General features: G+C 74.0%; 14 protein-coding genes. 11 read left to right on the forward strand and 3 right to left on the reverse strand.

Annotated features, from left to right (window positions below; genetic code table 11):
- Positions 1-148 precede the first annotated feature (148 nt).
- Entirely contained in the window at positions 149-1,333 is a 1,185-nt protein-coding gene (locus tag ACFXOZ_RS34490; protein WP_380593845.1) for a PP2C family protein-serine/threonine phosphatase, read from the forward strand.
- A gap of 10 nt (positions 1,334-1,343) precedes the next feature.
- On the opposite strand, the gene ACFXOZ_RS34495 is transcribed toward ACFXOZ_RS34490, so the two are convergent.
- Entirely contained in the window at positions 1,344-2,327 is a 984-nt protein-coding gene (locus ACFXOZ_RS34495; protein ID WP_375884847.1) for an endonuclease/exonuclease/phosphatase family protein, read from the reverse strand.
- Positions 2,328-2,394: 67 nt separating this feature from the next.
- Between ACFXOZ_RS34495 and ACFXOZ_RS34500 the strand changes: the two genes are divergently transcribed.
- From ACFXOZ_RS34500 to ACFXOZ_RS34525, 6 genes are all read left to right on the forward strand, one after another.
- Entirely contained in the window at positions 2,395-3,024 is a 630-nt protein-coding gene (locus ACFXOZ_RS34500; RefSeq protein ID WP_375884850.1) for a PadR family transcriptional regulator, read from the forward strand.
- 114 nt (positions 3,025-3,138) lie between these two features.
- Positions 3,139-3,918: an ABC transporter ATP-binding protein gene (locus ACFXOZ_RS34505; RefSeq protein WP_380408170.1), complete on the forward strand. Its 780-nt coding sequence runs from the start codon at positions 3,139-3,141 to the stop codon at positions 3,916-3,918.
- Entirely contained in the window at positions 3,915-6,779 is a 2,865-nt protein-coding gene (locus ACFXOZ_RS34510) for an FtsX-like permease family protein (protein ID WP_380593847.1), read from the forward strand. Before ACFXOZ_RS34505 ends, ACFXOZ_RS34510 begins: the two co-directional genes overlap by 4 nt.
- A gap of 203 nt (positions 6,780-6,982) precedes the next feature.
- Entirely contained in the window at positions 6,983-8,386 is a 1,404-nt protein-coding gene (locus tag ACFXOZ_RS34515; RefSeq protein ID WP_380525887.1) for a dipeptidase, read from the forward strand.
- Between the two features lie 69 nt (positions 8,387-8,455).
- The gene (gene nudC / locus ACFXOZ_RS34520; RefSeq protein ID WP_375884860.1) at positions 8,456-9,397 is read left to right on the forward strand and encodes an NAD(+) diphosphatase; all 942 of its coding nucleotides are present in this window, start codon (positions 8,456-8,458) and stop codon (positions 9,395-9,397) included.
- A 310-nt stretch (positions 9,398-9,707) separates the two neighbouring features.
- On the forward strand, positions 9,708-10,547 hold the full coding sequence (locus ACFXOZ_RS34525) for a GntR family transcriptional regulator (RefSeq protein ID WP_375884861.1): 840 nt from the start codon (positions 9,708-9,710) through the stop codon (positions 10,545-10,547).
- A gap of 79 nt (positions 10,548-10,626) precedes the next feature.
- On the opposite strand, the gene ACFXOZ_RS34530 is transcribed toward ACFXOZ_RS34525, so the two are convergent.
- The gene (locus ACFXOZ_RS34530; RefSeq protein WP_375884862.1) at positions 10,627-10,884 is read right to left on the reverse strand and encodes a mycoredoxin; all 258 of its coding nucleotides are present in this window, start codon (positions 10,882-10,884) and stop codon (positions 10,627-10,629) included.
- A gap of 163 nt (positions 10,885-11,047) precedes the next feature.
- Here ACFXOZ_RS34530 and ACFXOZ_RS34535 point away from each other — a divergent pair, with 163 nt between their 5' ends.
- The 4 genes from ACFXOZ_RS34535 to ACFXOZ_RS34550 all read left to right on the forward strand — a co-directional run bounded on the left by ACFXOZ_RS34535 (position 11,048) and on the right by ACFXOZ_RS34550 (position 15,033).
- Positions 11,048-13,315, forward strand: a complete 2,268-nt coding sequence (locus ACFXOZ_RS34535) for an ATP-dependent DNA helicase UvrD2 (RefSeq protein WP_375884864.1) — start codon at positions 11,048-11,050, stop codon at positions 13,313-13,315.
- A gap of 324 nt (positions 13,316-13,639) precedes the next feature.
- Complete coding sequence (locus ACFXOZ_RS34540) at positions 13,640-14,098, forward strand: hypothetical protein (RefSeq protein WP_380525883.1); 459 nt, start codon at positions 13,640-13,642, stop codon at positions 14,096-14,098.
- Positions 14,099-14,266: 168 nt separating this feature from the next.
- Positions 14,267-14,635, forward strand: a complete 369-nt coding sequence (locus tag ACFXOZ_RS34545; RefSeq protein WP_375884869.1) for a WhiB family transcriptional regulator — start codon at positions 14,267-14,269, stop codon at positions 14,633-14,635.
- Positions 14,632-15,033, forward strand: coding sequence for a hypothetical protein (locus ACFXOZ_RS34550; RefSeq protein ID WP_360244644.1), 402 nt, complete (start codon positions 14,632-14,634; stop codon positions 15,031-15,033). Before ACFXOZ_RS34545 ends, ACFXOZ_RS34550 begins: the two co-directional genes overlap by 4 nt.
- 125 nt (positions 15,034-15,158) lie before the next feature.
- Here the strand turns inward: ACFXOZ_RS34550 and ACFXOZ_RS34555 are convergent, their stop codons facing one another.
- Complete coding sequence (locus tag ACFXOZ_RS34555) at positions 15,159-16,613, reverse strand: ABC1 kinase family protein (protein WP_380593850.1); 1,455 nt, start codon at positions 16,611-16,613, stop codon at positions 15,159-15,161.
- Between the last annotated feature and the right edge of the window lie 288 nt (positions 16,614-16,901).

The following is a 16,901-nucleotide window of genomic DNA, read 5'->3' on the forward strand; positions in this document are numbered from 1 at the left end:
GTGCGTCGTGCACGTTTCGCGCCTATTGTGGGGTCGGTAACCGGTCAACCCCCGTACTCCGGCCGCCGGCGAGGCCCGCATTCCCTAACCCTCAGTCATCGCCGCAGGTGCCCACGGGCATCGGCGTCTTCTGCTGGAGAGACCGAAGTTGAGCGCGACCGGATGGATCAGAGAGCGGTTCACCGGGCCGACCCCGGGACCCGCACCGGGCACGACCGGCACCTGGCCGAGGACGGCGCTCGCGCTGCCCCTCCTCGGCATGGCGCTGATCGTCGCCCTCGACTACCTCAGCGGCACCGAGGTGACGGTCGAACCCGCCCTCACCGCCGTACCCGCGCTGGCCGCCGTGGTCAGCCGCCGCACCTGGTACCCGCTCGTCATCGGCCTGGGCACCGAGGCGGCGGCCTTCCTGATGGCCCTGCGCAGCGACGCGCTCGGCGAGTCCGTGCACGCCGCCAGCGTCATCGCGATCCTGCTGGTCGCCACGATCGGCTGGGTCAGCGCCACCCTGCGACTGCGCCAGGAACGCGCCCTGGCCGACGCCCAGTTGGTCGCCTCGATCGCTCGCCGGGTGCTGCTGCGGCCCGTCCCCGAACGGGTCGGCAGCGTGCGCGCCGCCGTCCACTACGAGGCCGCCGCCGCCCACGCCCGGATCGGCGGCGACCTGTACGAGGTCGTCAACACCCGGCACGGGGTGCGGGCCGTGGTCGGCGACGTCCGCGGCAAGGGCCTCGGCGCGGTCGAGACCGCCGCCGCCGTCCTCGGCGCCTTCCGCGAGGCCGCCCACCAGGAGCCCGCCCTCGACCGGGTGGCCGGCTGGCTGGCCGTCAGCCTCGACCGCGCCCTGCACGAGAACGACCACCCCGGCGTGGAGGAGGAGTTCGTCACCCTGGTCCTGATCGGGGTCGGACCGGACGGCACCGCCGAACTCGTCAACTGCGGCCACCCCGCGCCGCTGCTGCTCCGCGGCGGCCTGGTCCACCCGCTCGAACTCGCCGAGACCGTACCGCCGTTGGGCGTGCTCGACCCGGCCGACGTCCGCCCCCCGGTGCACCGGGTACCGCTGCTGGCCGGCGACCGGGTGCTGCTGTTCACCGACGGGATGATCGAGGCCCGCGACCGCTCCGGCACCTTCTACCCGCTCGCCGAGCGCTTCCCGCGCTGCGCCGACGGCCACCCCGCGGACGTCCTGCAGCGCCTGCACGAGGACGTGGTGCGCCACGTCGGGCGCCAGCTCGGCGACGACGCGGCCATGCTGCTCCTGCAGTACGACCCGACCCCGCCCGCCCTCGCCCACCTGCCCCAGCAGGCCGGCCTCCTGATCAAGCGGTAGCCGGAACGCCCTACAGCGACACCCGGACCAGCAGCGGCCGGTGGTCCGACACCCCGGCGTGCGGCGCCGCCGCCGGACCCACCACGGCCCGCGGCACGCCGACCGCCAGCACGTGGTCGAACTGCACCGCCGGCCGGTGCGCCGGGTAGGTCGGCGTGCGCGCCAGGTCGTACCAGCCCTGCAGCCGGGCCCGCGGCTCGCGCACCCGCCGCCGGCGCGCGGTGCCCAGCCCGGCGCCCAGCGCCGGCCGGGCCCGGCGGGCCGCCCGCAGCTCCCGCACCCGTGCCCGCGGTGCGGTGCGCTCCAGCGCCGTCGCCCCGCCCAGCACCGTGCGCGGCACCGCGCCGATCAGGTTGAAGTCCCCCAGCACCAGGTACGGCTGCGGCAGGTCGGCGATCCAGCGCCGGATCCCGGCCAGCTGCGCCATGTTCCAGCCCGGCACGAAGGACAGGTGCGCGGCCACCACCGTGAACGGGCCGCGCTCGCCCTCCAGCACGGCCGCCAGCGCGGCCCGGGGCTCGTCCGGCACCGGGGTCAGCCCGCGCCGCCCGGCCACCCGCAGCGGCAGTCCGAACGGTGCCGGGGCGAACCGGCGGGCCCGCCAGTGCCGCACCGGCAGCCTGGTCAGCAGCGCCGTGCCGTACGAGGGCGGGGCGCCGTCGCCGACCTCGGCCGGTCCGTACACCCGCAGCCCGGCGGGCCCGGACGGCTCCGGCACCCAGCCGGCCACCGGCGCCGGGCGCCCGTGCAGCGCGGCGGCGAAGCGCCAGTCGCCGGCGCCCATCGCGGCGGCCGCCACCGCCGCCTGGTCGGTGCCGCCCGAGCGCGCCTGGTGCCGGTCCACCTCCTGGAGGGCCAGGACGTCGGCGTCCAGTGCGGCCACCGCCTGCGCCAACGGGGCGCCCGCGTCGGCCGGGTAGGGCAACGGGGTGCCGTCCGGGGCGAGGGGCTGGCCGTGCAACAGGTTGAAGGTGGCGATGCGCAACTGGCTCACACCGCACGACGGTACCGGAGGGGGCGCGGCTTGAGGCCGCAGGGCATACCGGGTATACATACTGAGTATGTCCATCCGCCACGGTCTGCTCGCCCTGCTCGACCAGGGCCCCCGCTACGGCTACCAACTGCGCACCGAGTTCGAGGCGCGCACCGGCGCCACCTGGCCGCTCAACGTCGGGCAGGTCTACACCACCCTGTCCCGCCTGGAACGCGACGGCCTGGTCGAGGCCGCCGGGGAGGACGAGGAGGGCCACCAGTTCTACGCCGTCACCGACGCCGGCCGCGCCGAACTGCGGGCCTGGTTCGACACCCCGGTGCCCCGCACCAGCCCCCCGCGCGACGAACTGGCCATCAAGCTCGCGATGGCCGTGACCGTCCCCGGGGTGGACGTCTCCGCCGTCGTCCAGGGCCAGCGCCGGCACAGCATCAAGGCCCTCCAGGACTACACCCGGCTCAAGGGCCGCGCCCTCGCGGGCGAGACCAGACCCGGCGCCGTCCCCTCCGAGAGCAACGAACTCGCCTGGCTGCTCGTCCTCGACCAGCTGATCTTCCAGACCGAGGCCGAGATCCGCTGGCTCGACCACTGCGAGACCAGGCTCGCCCAACAGGCCGAACTCCGGCAGGCCAAGGCCGCCGAAGCCGCCCGCGACGGTGCCGCGAAACCCAAGCGGCTCGGCCGCCGCACCCGCGCCTGAGACGCACCCGCAAGCCGTACCCGCGCCCGAGCGGCGCCCGGCCACCCGACACCCGGCCGGCGCCCCGGCGGCGCCCCACCCGTACCCAGCCGTACCCAGCACAAGGGGGGAACCGTGTCCCACACCCAACAGCCCCGGCCGACACCGGTGCTGCACCTGGAGAACGTCACCCGCGTCCACGGCCAGGGCGCCGCCGAGGTCCAGGCCCTGCGCGGCGTCGACCTCAAGGTCCACCCCGGCGAGTTCGTCGCCGTCATGGGCCCCTCCGGCTCCGGCAAGTCCACCCTGCTCACCCTGGCCGGCGGCCTCGACAGCCCGACCACCGGCCAGGTCCTGGTCGAGGGCGTCTCCCTCGGCGGGCTCACCCGCAAGAGGCTCGCCCAGGTCCGCCGCCGCTCCATCGGCTACGTCTTCCAGGACTACAACCTGATACCGGCCCTCACCGCCGCCGAGAACATCTCGCTGCCGCGCGAACTCGACGGCGTCTCCGCCCGCGCCGCCCGCCGCGAAGCCCTCGCCGCCCTGGAGGAGCTCGGCATCCCCGAACTCGCCGACCGCTTCCCCGACGACATGTCCGGCGGCCAGCAGCAGCGCGTCGCCATCGCCCGCGCCCTGATCGGCGACCGCCGCCTCGTCCTCGCCGACGAACCCACCGGCGCCCTCGACTCCACCACCGGCGAAGCCGTCCTCGCCGTGCTGCGCGCCCGCTGCGACGCCGGCGCCGCCGCCATGATGGTCACCCACGAGGCCCGGCACGCCGCCTGGGCCGACCGCGTCGTCTTCCTGCGCGACGGCCGCATGGTCGACGAGTCCGTCAGCCAGGACGCCGCCAGCCTGCTCGTCAGCGCCGCCGCCAACAGCCAGGCCGCCGGCAGCAAGCAGGTGGACGAGTGAAGCCCAGCGCCTGGCGGCTCGCCCTGCGCATCGCCCGCCGCGACGCCCTGCGCGCCAAGGGCCGCAGCGCCCTGGTCGTCGCCATGGTCGCGCTGCCCGTCCTCGGCGTCACCGGCGCCGACGTGTTCTTCCGCAGCGCCACCCTCGAACCCTCCGAACGCGTCGTGCGCACCATGGGCCGCGCCGACGCCCACCTGGAGATGCCCGACCGCGGCGCCTCCATCCTGCAGGCCCCCGACCCGGGCGACCAGTCCTACCGCGTCCTCAGCCCCAAGTACGAGACCAAGGACGGCGCCGCCCCCCAGTACACCCCCGCCCAGCAGCGCGCCCGCGACACCGAACCCGCCCGGCTCGCCCAGCAGTTGCTGCCGCCCGGCAGCACCCTGGTGCCGCACGTCGAAGGCCCGCAGACCGCCGCCAGCAGCACCGAGGGCCTGCTCACCACCCGCACCGGCGAGGCCGACCTGACCGACCCGGTCTGGCGCGGCCTGGTCGACGTGGTCGAGGGCAGCGCCCCCGTGAACGACCAACAGGCCGCCGTCACCCGCGAGTTCCTCAACCGCTCCGGCCTGCGGATCGGCGACCGCACCACCGTCCGCGGCCTGGAGTCCAGCCCCTTCACCATCACCGCCGTCGTCGAGTACCCCGGCGACCTCAAGAGCACCGAGATCCTCGCCCGCCCCGGCACCCTGGTCGGCAAGCTCCCGAACGCCAACCCGAACATGGGCTCCGACTCCAACCCCGTCGACCGCTGGCTGGTCAAGCTCCCGGCCGGCGCCGTCCTCGACTGGGCCAAGGTCACCGAACTCAACGGCTACGGCTTCCTCGTGGCCTCCCGCACCGTCGTGCTCGACCCGCCCCCGCGCGCCCAGGTGCCCTACTACACCGAGCTGGACCGGATCCGCGGCGCCAGCGGCACCGCCCTGCTCGACCGCACCTCCGTCGTCATCCTCGGCACCGTCGTCGGCATGGCCCTGCTGGAGATCGTCCTCCTCGCGGGCCCCGCCTTCGCCGTCGGGGCCCGACGCTCGCGCCGGCAGCTCGGGCTGCTCGCGGCCGCGGGCGGTGACCGCGCCAACGTCCGCGCGGTCGTCCTCGGCGGCGGCATCGTCCTCGGCCTCACCGGCGCCGCCGTCGGCCTCGGCCTCGGCATCGGCCTGGTCGCCCTGCTGCGCACCCAGGCCGAGGAGTACTCCGGCGCCCGCTTCGGCCACTTCAACCTCCAGCCGCTCGACCTGCTCGGCGTCCTCCTGGTCGGCCTGGTCACCGGACTGCTCGCCGCCATCGTGCCCGCCGTCCAGGCCTCCCGGCAGGACGTCGTCTCCGCGCTCACCGGCCGCGACTCGCTCAAGCCCCCCAGCCGCAAACTGGCCCTGCTCGGCCTGCTGATGCTCGCCGGCGGCGCCGCCCTCGCCCTGGTCGGCGCGACCAGCGGCTTCTCCAGCCGCACCCTCGCCGTCCTCGGCGGCTCGCTCATCGCCGAACTCGGCATGGTCGCCCTCACCCCGTACCTGGTCGGCCTGTTCGGCAAGCTCGGCCGCTGGCTCTCGCTCGGCCCCCGGCTCGCCCTGCGCGACTCCGTCCGCCACCGCGGCCGCACCGCACCCGCCGTCGCCGCCGTGATGGCCGCCGTCGCCGGCTCCGTCGCCGTCAACGTCTTCCTCGCCAGCTACGACGAGCAGTACCGCCGCGAGTACGCCGCCGCCGGCCCGGCCGGCGCCGTCATCCTCAACAGCGGCTTCGGCAACACCACCGAGGCCAAGCTGCTCCCGCAGATGCGCGACACCGTGGAACGCTCCATCCCCGGCCTCGGCCCGCGCGCCGACGTCTCCCACGTCGACCTCAAGGGCGACTGCCAGTCCGGCTCCTACTGCGGCTACATCCAGGTCATGCCGCCCAAGGAGCGACGCTGCCCGGTCTTCGACCGCGACAGCCCGGCCGGACCGGACGAGATCAAGCGGGTGATGAACACCGACCCGCGCTGCCAGATCCACGAACGCGGCGGCAGCCAGTACGGCGACCTCGCCGCCGGCGACGCCACCCTGCTGCGCAACCTCTACGGCGTCACCGACCCGGCGGCCGTTCAGGCCCTCGCCGCCGGCAAGGCCGTGGTCTTCGACCCGCGCTACTACAAGGACGGCAAGGTAGCCCTGCGGTACACCGAACCGGTCGCCGCGAGCGCCGACGGCTCCGCCCCCAAGCCCAAGGAGACCGAGACCGAGGTCGACGCCGTCCTCGCCCCCTCCGTACTGCCGGCCCCCGGCCAGATCGTCATCACCCCGGACACCGCCACCCGCCTCGGTTTCAGCACCAGGCCGGCCGGCTCGGTCTGGCTCCCCGCGGCCGCACCCTCCGACGGCGACCAGCAGAAGGCCGACGGCGCACTCGCCAAGCTCACCGACCGCACCGTGCTCGACGTCGAACGCGGCTACCAGTCCAAGGCCGGACTCGTCGGCCTCGGCCTGGCCGGCTTCGCCGCCCTCGTCGCCCTCGGCGCCGCCGGCATCGCCACCGGACTGGCCGCCGCCGACTCCCAGCGCGACCTGACCACCCTCGCAGCGGTCGGCGCCGAACCGCGCATCCGGCGCACGCTGTCCGGCTTCCAGTGCGGAGTGATCGCTGCCATGGGCACCCTGCTCGGCGTCATCAGCGGCGTCGTCCCGGCCGTCGCCCTGCGCAAGGTCCAGGGACTCGCGGCCGGCTACCCCGGGATCAGCCCGGAGGAGCTCGCCAACAAGGGGGCCGTGGTCTTCCCCTGGGCCACCATCGGCACCACCGTCGTGGTGCTGCCGCTGCTCGCGGCCGGCCTGGCCGCGCTGCTCACCCGCTCGCGGATCTCGCTGCTGCGCCGCACCGGCTGAGGCCCGCCGCCCGGGTGGGACCGGTGCCCGGCCCCGGCCGCCCCCGACCGCCGCGCCCGGCCCCGGCCGCCCCCGACCGCCACCCCTTTGCCACCCCCGTCGCCCCTCCCGGCGGCGGGGGTGACGGAGGTTACAGGCCCGACGGCGTCCGGCACCCGGAGGGCCGGGGCGGGCACCCGCACGGGCGAACTACAGTCGTCGGTATGACGAGTACCCCGGACAGCGCCGTCCGCTCCTACATCGACCAGCACCAGGCCGCCTTCCTCGCCGACCTCTCCGAGTGGCTGGCGATCCCCTCCGTCTCCGCCGACCCGGAGCGCGCCGGCGACGTGCGCCGCTCCGCGGACTGGCTGGCCGCCAAGCTGCGCGGGACCGGCTTCCCGGTGGCCGAGGTGTGGGAGACCGACGGGCTGCCGGCCGTGTTCGCCGAGTGGCCGTCCGGGGACCCGTCCGCGCCGACCGTCCTGGTCTACGGGCACCACGACGTGCAGCCCGCGGCGAAGGAGGACGGCTGGGACACCGAGCCGTTCACCCCGACCGTGGTCGGCAACCGGCTGTACGCGCGCGGCGCCGCCGACGACAAGGGCCAGGTGTTCTTCCACACCCTGGGCGTGCGCGCCCACCTGGCCGCCACCGGCCGCACCGCGCCGGCCGTCAACCTCAAGCTGCTGATCGAGGGCGAGGAGGAGTCCGGCTCGCCGCACTTCGCCGACCTGGTCCGGCGCGAGGCCGGCCGGCTGGCCGCCGACGTGGTGGTCATCTCCGACACCGGGATGTGGTCCGAGACCACCCCGACCGTCTGCACCGGCATGCGCGGCCTCGCCGACGCCCAGCTCGACCTGTACGGCCCGGACACCGACATCCACTCCGGCTCCTTCGGCGGCGCCGTGCCCAACCCGGCCGAGGTCGCGGCCGAGCTGACCGCCGCCCTGCACGACGCCGACCGGAAGGTCGCGATCCCGGGCTTCTACGACGGGGTCGTCGAGCTGACCGAGCGCGAGCGCGAGCTGTTCGCCGAACTGCCCTTCGACGAGGCGCAGTGGCTGCGCGTCGCCAAGTCGTACGGCACCCGCGGCGAGGCCGGGTACTCCACCCTGGAGCGGGTCTGGGCCCGGCCCACCGCCGAGGTCAACGGCATCTGGGGCGGCTACACCGGCCCCGGCGGCAAGACCATCGTGCCGTCCTCGGCGCACCTCAAGCTGTCCTTCCGGCTGGTCGCCGGGCAGGAGGTGGAGAAGGTCCGCGAGGCCGTCCGGTCCTGGGTCGCCGAGCAGGTCCCCGAGGGCATCCGGTACGAGCTGGTCTTCCCCGGCGCGACCCGGCCCTGCCTGACCCCGCTGGACCACCCGGCGCTGCAGTCCACCGTCCGCGCGATGGGCCGCGCCTTCGGGCAGAAGATCCTCTTCACCCGCGAGGGCGGCTCCGGCCCCGCCGCCGACCTCCAGGACGTGCTGGGCGCACCGGTGCTGTTCCTCGGCATCTCGGTGCCCTCGGACGGCTGGCACTCGGTCAACGAGAAGGTCGAGCTGGACCTGCTGGCCAAGGGCGTCGAGACCGCCGCCTACCTGTGGGGCGACCTGGCCGAGAACTTCCGGCCCGGCGCGTGAGCCGCCGCGCCCGCGGAACAGCAGTCAGATCACTCATCCGGATGATTCACCACGTGGGGATGGAACGACGTGAGCACCGAGCCTGAGACCGAGCGCCCGCGAGCCCTGGCCCTGGCCAGGGCCGGGGTGGAGCGGGCCGCCGAGCACCGGTTCGACGAGCCCTGGCTGGCCGCGGCCTGGAGCCACCCCGCCACCCGGGTGCTGCCGATCGCCGGCGGCGAGGCCTTCGTCGTGGACACCGCCGAGGGCACCGAACTCGTCCTGCTGCCCTCCTTCGAGGCGCCGCAGACCGGGGACCGCTACTTCCTCGGCACCGACCGGGACGGCGTCTCGTACTTCGCGCTGGCCGGCGAGAGCCTGCCCGGCCGGCTGGACGGCGACGCCCGCCCCGCCGGGCTGCGCGAGGTCGGCGCGATGCTGTCCGACCGGGACTCCGGGCTGCTGGTGCACGCCGTCGCCCTGGAGCACTGGCACCGGCTGCACAGCTTCTGCTCGCGCTGCGGCCACCCCACCGAGAAGGCGGGCGCCGGGCACGTGCGGCGCTGCACCTCCTGCGCGGCCGAGCACTACCCGCGCACCGACCCGGCGGTGATCATGGTGATCACCGACGAGCAGGACCGCTGCCTGCTCGGCCGCCAGGCGCTCTGGCCGGAGGGCCGCTGGTCCACGCTGGCCGGGTTCGTCGAGCCGGGGGAGTCGATCGAGCAGGCGGTCGCCCGCGAGGTGCACGAGGAGGCGGGGGTGCGGGTCGGCGAGGTCCGCTACGTCGCCAGCCAGCCCTGGCCGTTCCCGTCCAGTCTGATGCTCGGCTTCACCGGCAAGGCGCTGCCCGGCGGCACCGAGATCACCGTGGACGGCGAGGAACTGGCCGAGGCGCGCTGGTTCTCCCGCGAGGAACTGCGGGCCGGGATGGAGGCCGGGGAGATCCTGCCGCCCTCCGGCATCTCGATCGCCCGCCACCTGGTCGAGCTCTGGTACGGCGAGCCGCTGCCCTCGGCGGCGCGCTGGTAGTCCCGGTATTCGGCCGTCCGGTCGTCCGGTTGTCCCGTCATCCGGCTATCCCGTCGTCCGGTCATCGGGCGATCCGGTCATCCGGTACGGATTTCCGGGACGCCCGAGGAGAAGGGGGCGCGTGGCTCTTGCCGCGCGCCCCCTATTTCCTTTTCGAGCTCTTCCCGAACCCGCCACGATCGTCTGTTCGTAACCGGACGGGCCAGTTCTGCTACCGCGGGGCACTCCGGCGCCCCCACCGTCAACCCGCGCGGACGACATTGCCGGAAACGGCTGAAACCGCGTCACCGCGCTCGCTACATTCACTCGGGTGACAATCCCCCGGGGCTCCGCCCAATCCCCCAAATACCAGCGCCTCGCCGCCGACCTGCGCCGCCGGATCGCCGAAGGCGAGTTCACCGCCGCCGCCGCCCTCCCGGTCGAGAGCGAACTGGAACGCCAGTACGGCGTCGCCCGCAACACCGTCCGCCTCGCCGTCGACGTCCTGGTCAACGAAGGCCGGCTGGTCCGCCTCCAGGGCAAGGGCACCTACCTGCGCGAACACCCCGTGCTCGACCACCGCGCCTACGGCCCCACCCTGACCCCCGCACCGCGCGACTGCCTCGCCGCCCCCTCCACCGTCTACCTCGGCGAGGCCGCCGAAGCCGGGCGCGAACTCAGCACCGACTTCGAGATGATGATCGTCCGGGCCCGCGTCGACATCGCCGAACGCCTCGGACTGCGCCCCGGCGAGGCCATCGTCGTCCGCCGCCAGCTGCGCCTGCTCGACCGCGAGCCGTACTCCATCGAGGAGAGCCACTACCGGGCCGGACTCGCCGCCGGCACCCCGCTGATGGAACCCGACCCCGTCGAAGGCGGCGACGAAGCCGTCCTCGCCACCCTCGGCCGCACCGAGATCGGCGCCGTCGACCACCTCGTCGCCCGGATGCCCGGCCCCGAGGAGGCCCAGTGGTTCCAGGGCGGCCCCGGCGTCCCGCTGATGGTCCAGACCCGCGTCACCTACGACCGGCGCGGCCCCGTCCGGGTCATCGAGACCCGCTACTCCGCCGACCGCAGCCGACTCGTCTACGGCATCGGCGACCTCGGCGCGCGCACCAGCCTGCCCGCCCCCGCCGCCCCCGTCGACCCCGCCCGGGCCGACGCGCAGTGACGCGCGCCGACCCCGGCGGACCCGGCGACCCAGAGTGGACCGGGGCGGATCCCGGCGGACCCGGGCGGACCGTGGCGGGTCAGGCCGCGAGGGCCTTCTTGACCTGGATCAGGCTCGGGTTCGTCATCACGACCTGCTCCCCGCCGCCCACCGGCTGCACCAGCACCGTCGGCACCGTCTGGTTGCCGCCGTTCACCGACTCGACGAACGTCGCCGACGCCGGGTCCTCCTCGATGTTGATCTCGGTGTAGCCGATGCCCTCGCGGTCCAGCTGGCTCTTGAGCCGGTTGCAGTAACCACACCAGGTCGTGCTGTACATCGTCACGCTGCCGGACATCGAGGGGGCTCCTTCGAAAGAGGGGTTCGTACGTTCTGACAGCCGCAACGTCCACCGGGTGGCAGTCATTCCGGCCCCAGGACGCACGGAGCAGAGCGATCATCCTGCGATCGCACCGGGCCTGTGGACAACCCCGCCCCCGTTGTCCCAGCGGGCTGAGAGGATGGAACGCATGCAGGAAGACCTCTTGAGCGGCAGCCCCTACGACGGCCCCCACGGCTCCCCCTGGGCCGACCCCGGCACCGCCACGGGCCCCGACGCCGTCCTCGCCGGGCTCGACCCCGAACAGCGCGCCGTCGCCACCGCCCTGCACGGCCCCGTCTGCGTCCTCGCCGGCGCCGGCACCGGCAAGACCCGCGCCATCACCCACCGGATCGCCTACGGCGTGCGCAGCGGCGTCTACCAGCCCCAGCAGGTCCTCGCCGTCACCTTCACCGCCCGCGCCGCCGGCGAGATGCGCGGCCGACTGCGCCAGCTCGGCGCCGACGGCGTCCAGGCCCGCACCTTCCACGCCGCCGCCCTGCGCCAGCTCCAGTACTTCTGGCCCCGCGCCGTCGGCGGCCCGGTGCCCCAGCTGCTCGAACGCAAGGTCCAGCTCGTCGCCGAGGCCGCCGGCCGCTGCGGACTGCGCGTCCAGCGCACCGAACTGCGCGACCTCACCGCCGAGATCGAATGGGCCAAGGTCACCCAGACCGCCCCCGAGGACTACCCCGCCGCCGTCGCCAAGTCCGGCCGCGAAGCCCCCCGCGACCCGGCCGAGACCGCCCAGGTCTACCGCGTCTACGAGGAGACCAAGACCCGCCGCGGCAACATCGACTTCGAGGACGTCCTGCTCCTCACCGCCGCCATCCTGGAGGACCGGCCCGACATCGCCGACCAGGTCCGCAGCCAGTACCGGCACTTCACCGTCGACGAGTACCAGGACGTCTCCCCGCTCCAGCAGCGCCTGCTCGACCGGTGGACCGGCGACGGCGGCGGCGCCAGCCTGTGCGTCGTCGGCGACGCCAGCCAGACCATCTACTCCTTCACCGGCGCCACCCCCGACTACCTGCTCAACTTCCGCGGCCGCCACCCCGAGGCCACCGTCGTCAAACTCGTCCGCGACTACCGCTCCACCCCCCAGGTCGTCCACCTCGCCAACGGACTGCTCTCCCAGGCCCGCGGCGAGGCCGCCCGCCACCGCCTCGAACTCGTCTCCCAGCGCGAGGCCGGCCCCGAACCCGTCTACACCGAGTACGAGGACGAACCCACCGAGGCCGAGACCACCGCCCGCCGGATCAAGGACCTCATCGCCGCCGGCGTGCGCGCCAGCGAGATCGCCGTCCTGTTCCGCACCAACGGCCAGTCCGAGGTCTACGAGCAGGCCCTCGCCGACCTCGGCGTCCCGTACCAGCTCAAGGGCGCCGAACGCTTCTTCGAGCGCCCCGAGGTCCGCGACGCCGGCGTCCTGCTGCGCGGCGCCGCCCGCGCCGCCGCCGACCCCCTCACCGCCGGCGCCCCCGACCTGGCCGGCCAGGTCCGCGCCGTCCTCGCCAGCCGCGGCTTCACCCCCGAACCGCCCGCCGGCTCCGGCGCCGTCCGCGACCGCTGGGAGTCCCTCGCCGCCCTCGTCCGGCTCGCCGAGGAGTTCGAGCGCACCCGCACCGCCGAAGGCCTGGACACCGACCTCGCCGCCTACGTCGCCGAACTCGACGCCCGCGCCGCCGCCCAGCACGCCCCGGCCGTCGAAGGCGTCACCCTCGCCTCCCTGCACGCCGCCAAGGGCCTCGAATGGGACGCCGTCTTCCTCGTCGGCCTCACCGAGGGCACCCTGCCGATCATCTACGCCAAGACCGACGAACAGGTCGAAGAGGAACGCCGCCTCCTCTACGTCGGCGTCACCCGCGCCCGCAAGCACCTCAGCCTCTCCTGGGCCCTCTCCCGCTCCCCGGGCGGCCGTGCCTCCCGCAAGCCCAGCCGCTTCATGGACGGGCTGCGCCCCGGCTCCACCGCCCCGGGCGCGCGCACCGGCGCGCGGGGCGGGCGGGGGGGCGTCGAGCCCGGCGAGCGCTCCGCCGCCCGGCGGGTCCGCGGCCCGGTCAAGTGCCGGGTCTGCGACAAGGCGCTCACCGACGCCGTCGAACGCAAGCTGCGCCGCTGCGAGGACTGCCCGTCCACGATGGACGAGGCGCTCTACGAACGCCTGCGCGACTGGCGGGCCGCGCAGGCCAAGGGGCAGGGCGTCCCGGCGTACGTGGTGTTCACCGACGCGACGCTGATGGCGATCGCCGAGGACGTGCCCGCGAACCGGCAGGAACTGGCCCTGATCTCGGGGGTCGGCGCCATGAAGCTGGACAAGTACGGGGCCGCCGTGCTCTCGTTGTGTGCGGGGGAGGAGCCCGAGGAGGATTCGGACGGCGTCGAGGACGACGGTCCGGTCGATCCGGCGTGAGCCGGCACGGGCGCGGTCCAGGGGACTGCTCGGGGGACTTCGCAACCGCCGCGGAACGTCGCGCGGACCGTGCCGTCGATGGCGCCGCGTGAACTCGCGTGAAAAATAGTTTGCGCGGCATACCGGGAGCGCAATAGCCTGCCGGAGCGGTCAAGGGGACGCGGTCGCACGGGGTGAGACCTGTGCCGATTCCCCACGCCACACAGCTTCACCCGCTTCACGCTTCACCCGCTTCACGCTTCACCAGCTTCACCGAGACAGACATCCGAACATTCGGAGCCAGGGAAACCAGGCTCCGCGAGACGCCGAGAGGAGGCGAAGACAGTGGGAAACATCATGATCACCAAAATGACTGGCCAGACCGTTGTCGCTGCCTCCCTGCGTGCCGCCCGTCTGCGGGCGCTCGCCGAGCTCGGTGGAACCGGTCTGGGTCTCGACACCACCGGTGTCTCCGTCGCCTCCGCTGTCAGTGGTCTTGGACACACTGATCTGTGCCCCACGGGCGGCAGGAGTGTCGAAGGCATCGTCGTCGAGACCGGTCTGTCCCGTGGCTGGGCGCAGGTCGGCACGTCGCGCCCCGAGTGCGACCAGCGACCGCTCCAGGCACCGAAGTCAGTCGTAATCGCCGCGATGCATGGCGACTATGCGCAGGCCGTCGGTGCCGGAAACGCCCAGAAGCAGAACGAGCAGCAGATCAACCAGGCCAAGGCCGCCTTTATCGGCGCCGAGGCCGTCCGGATGCGGGCCTTCCGCGGGCCTGAACCCTGGAGAGAACGAACCTGAGTCAGCCTCAGGTCGGCACCTCCAGGGCCGCGGAACCCGTCACACCGGGATCCGCGGCCCTTCTGTTTTGTCCGGTACGCAAGACCACCCAGGCCCTCCGGGGCCTCCGGCCCAGCACCACCAGTTCCCTGGGCCGGAACCACTGAGAAGACGAGGAAGACGCCCACAGTGTCCACGGTCATCACGCCGCCCATCCCGTCCGTACCGCCGACAAGCCAGATCACCAAGGCCGACCAGGCCGACCCTCCGGAGGTTCCGTTCATGCAGCTCAACTCGATCGAGCAGGCCGAGGCGCTCGGTTTCCCCATCCCCTGCCGCGCCTTCGACCCCGAGGTCTTCTTCGCCGAGACGCCCGCCGACGTCGAGTACGCGAAGTCCCTCTGCGGCACCTGCCCGGTGAAGGAGGCCTGCCTCGCGGGCGCCCTGGAGCGGCGCGAGCCGTGGGGCGTCTGGGGCGGCGAACTGTTCGTCCAGGGTGTCGTCGTGGCCCGCAAGCGGCCGCGTGGGCGTCCGCGCAAGACCGAGGTCATGGCGTGAACCCCGCCCACGACGCCAGGGCAGTCCGCCGGGGAGAGCAGCCCCCGCTGGACAGCGCCCTCCGCCGGTCCGTACGGATCGCCGCCGCCAAGGCCGACGCAGCAGCCCGCACCGTCCCATTTCCGAGCACGCACCACGAGCAGGACCACCACATGACCCCCGCCGCCATCGATCCGACCGTCCGCGCTGAGCAGACCACCGAACTTCAGATCCAGAACAGGACCCTCGAAATGCAACTCCTGCATGAATCCCTGGCCCGTGCCCATATGCAAGACAGGCTCCACGAGGCCGAGGAACAACGCCTCGTCAGCCGGGTCGTCCGGGCCCGCAAGCTCCGGCAGCGGGCCGAGCGGGCCTCGCTGCGCGCCCGCAAGGCGCTCGCCGTCGCGCTGATGTAGCGCCGGCACAGGCGGTTCGCCGCCGATCCGCTTGACCCCCGTCGTGCCGCAGGCCGCCCCCCGTTCCCGGGGAGCGGCCTGCGGCCGTTGTGCTTGTGCGCGGCGCCCGCTCCCGGGCGGTCGGCTCAGTCGCGGGCGGGCTTGGCGGCCTTGGGCGGCTTCGCGGACTTGGTGGGCTTGCCGGGCGGGGCGGACGCGGTGCGCTTCGCGGGCTCGGCCGGGCCGCCCGCCCCGGCGGGCTTCGCGGGGCGCTCACCGGAGAACTCGGGCAGCCACTCCAGCATCTCGGCGCGGAACGGCGCCTTGGCGCCCAGCTGGCACAGCACCCCGATGGTGCTCAGCGTCACCCGGTGGATCAGCAGGTACGAGGGCGGCAGGTTCAGCTGCTTGCCCAGGTTGTAGGCGGGCGAGCGCGGATCGGCGATCCGGGCCGCCTGGGCCCGCATCCAGACCCGGGTGAAGTGGAAGCTGTCCACCGCCGCCGGCTCGATGATCGGCAGCAGGTAGTCCAGCACCGCGTCCGGGTCCAGCTCGATCGAGGGCTTCACGAAGCCCTCCTCGCGCAGCATCGTGAGCACGCCCGCCGCGTCGCCGTCCAGGGCCATCCGCAGCGAGGCCCCGATCGGCGCGGGCAGCCCGCCCGGCACACGGTCCACGGTGCCGAAGTCCAGCACGCCCAGCCGCCAGCCCCCGATCGGGCCGTCGTCCTTCAACAGCCGGAAGTTGCCCGGGTGCGGGTCCGCGTGCAGCAGCCCCGTCCGTGACGGGCCCGCGAACAGGAACCGGGCCAGCAGCTGCCCGGCGCGGTCGCGCTCCTCCTGGGTGCCGTTCGCGATCACCTCGGACAGCGGAGTGCCGTCCATCCACTCGGTGATCAGCACCTGGTCGGCCTGCGCCACCACGACCGGCACCACGATGTCCGGGTCACCCGCGAACTCCTCGGCGTGCCGGCGCTGGGCCTGGGCCTCCAGCTCGTAGTCCAGCTCCTCCGAGACGCGCTCGCGCAGCTCGGTGATCAGCGGCTTGATGTCCAGCCCGGGGATCAGCGGGCCGAGCAGCCAGGCCACCCGGGACAGCTGGGAGAGATCGGCGAGCAGGGCCTCGCCCGCACCCGGGTACTGCACCTTGACGGCGACCCGTCTGCCGTCGTGCCAGACCGCGCGGTGCACCTGGCCGATCGAGGCGGCCGCCGCCGGACGGTCGTCGAACTCCAGGAACAGCTCGCGCCAGCCCTCCCCGAGCCGCTCGGCCAGGGCGGTGTGCACCTTGGCGGCGGGCATCGGGGGAGCGGCGTCCTGCAGCTTGGTGAGCGCCGCCCGGTACGGACCGGCGACCTCCTCGGGCAGCGCGGCCTCGAAGACGGACAGCACCTGCCCGAACTTCATCGCCCCGCCCTTGAGCTCGCCCAGCACCTTGAACAGCTGGTCGGCGGTGGCCTGCTGGAGCTCGGCCGTCACCACCTCGGCGGACCGGCCACCGATGCGCCTGCCCAGTCCGAGCGTGGCGCGACCGGCTATGCCCAGCGGCAGGGCGGCGAGCCGTGCCGTTCGGGTCACTGCCTTGCGCGGAAGATCGCTCACCCGGGCCTCCAATCCCCTGGCCCCCCGACGCCGGACGGGCCACCGTCACTAGGCCATTGTGCCCGGTTCGCGGGCTGGGTCCGGTGGTATTTCGTGGGGGGCTTTCGGGGCTTCGCTCCGTCGACACTCCGGGGGCCCGCCCCCTCCCCCCCCCGCCCCCCACCCACCCTCCTCCTCCCACCTCACCCGCCGCCTGCCCACCCACTCCTCCACATCGCGCGCTCACCCCGTCCCTCGGAACAGCGGCTCCCGCTCTCACCCGGCCCGCGCCCTGCCCCAGGCAGGGCG

Source organism: Kitasatospora sp. NPDC059160, assembly GCF_042755465.1.
Classification (GTDB): Bacteria; Actinomycetota; Actinomycetes; order Streptomycetales; family Streptomycetaceae; genus Kitasatospora.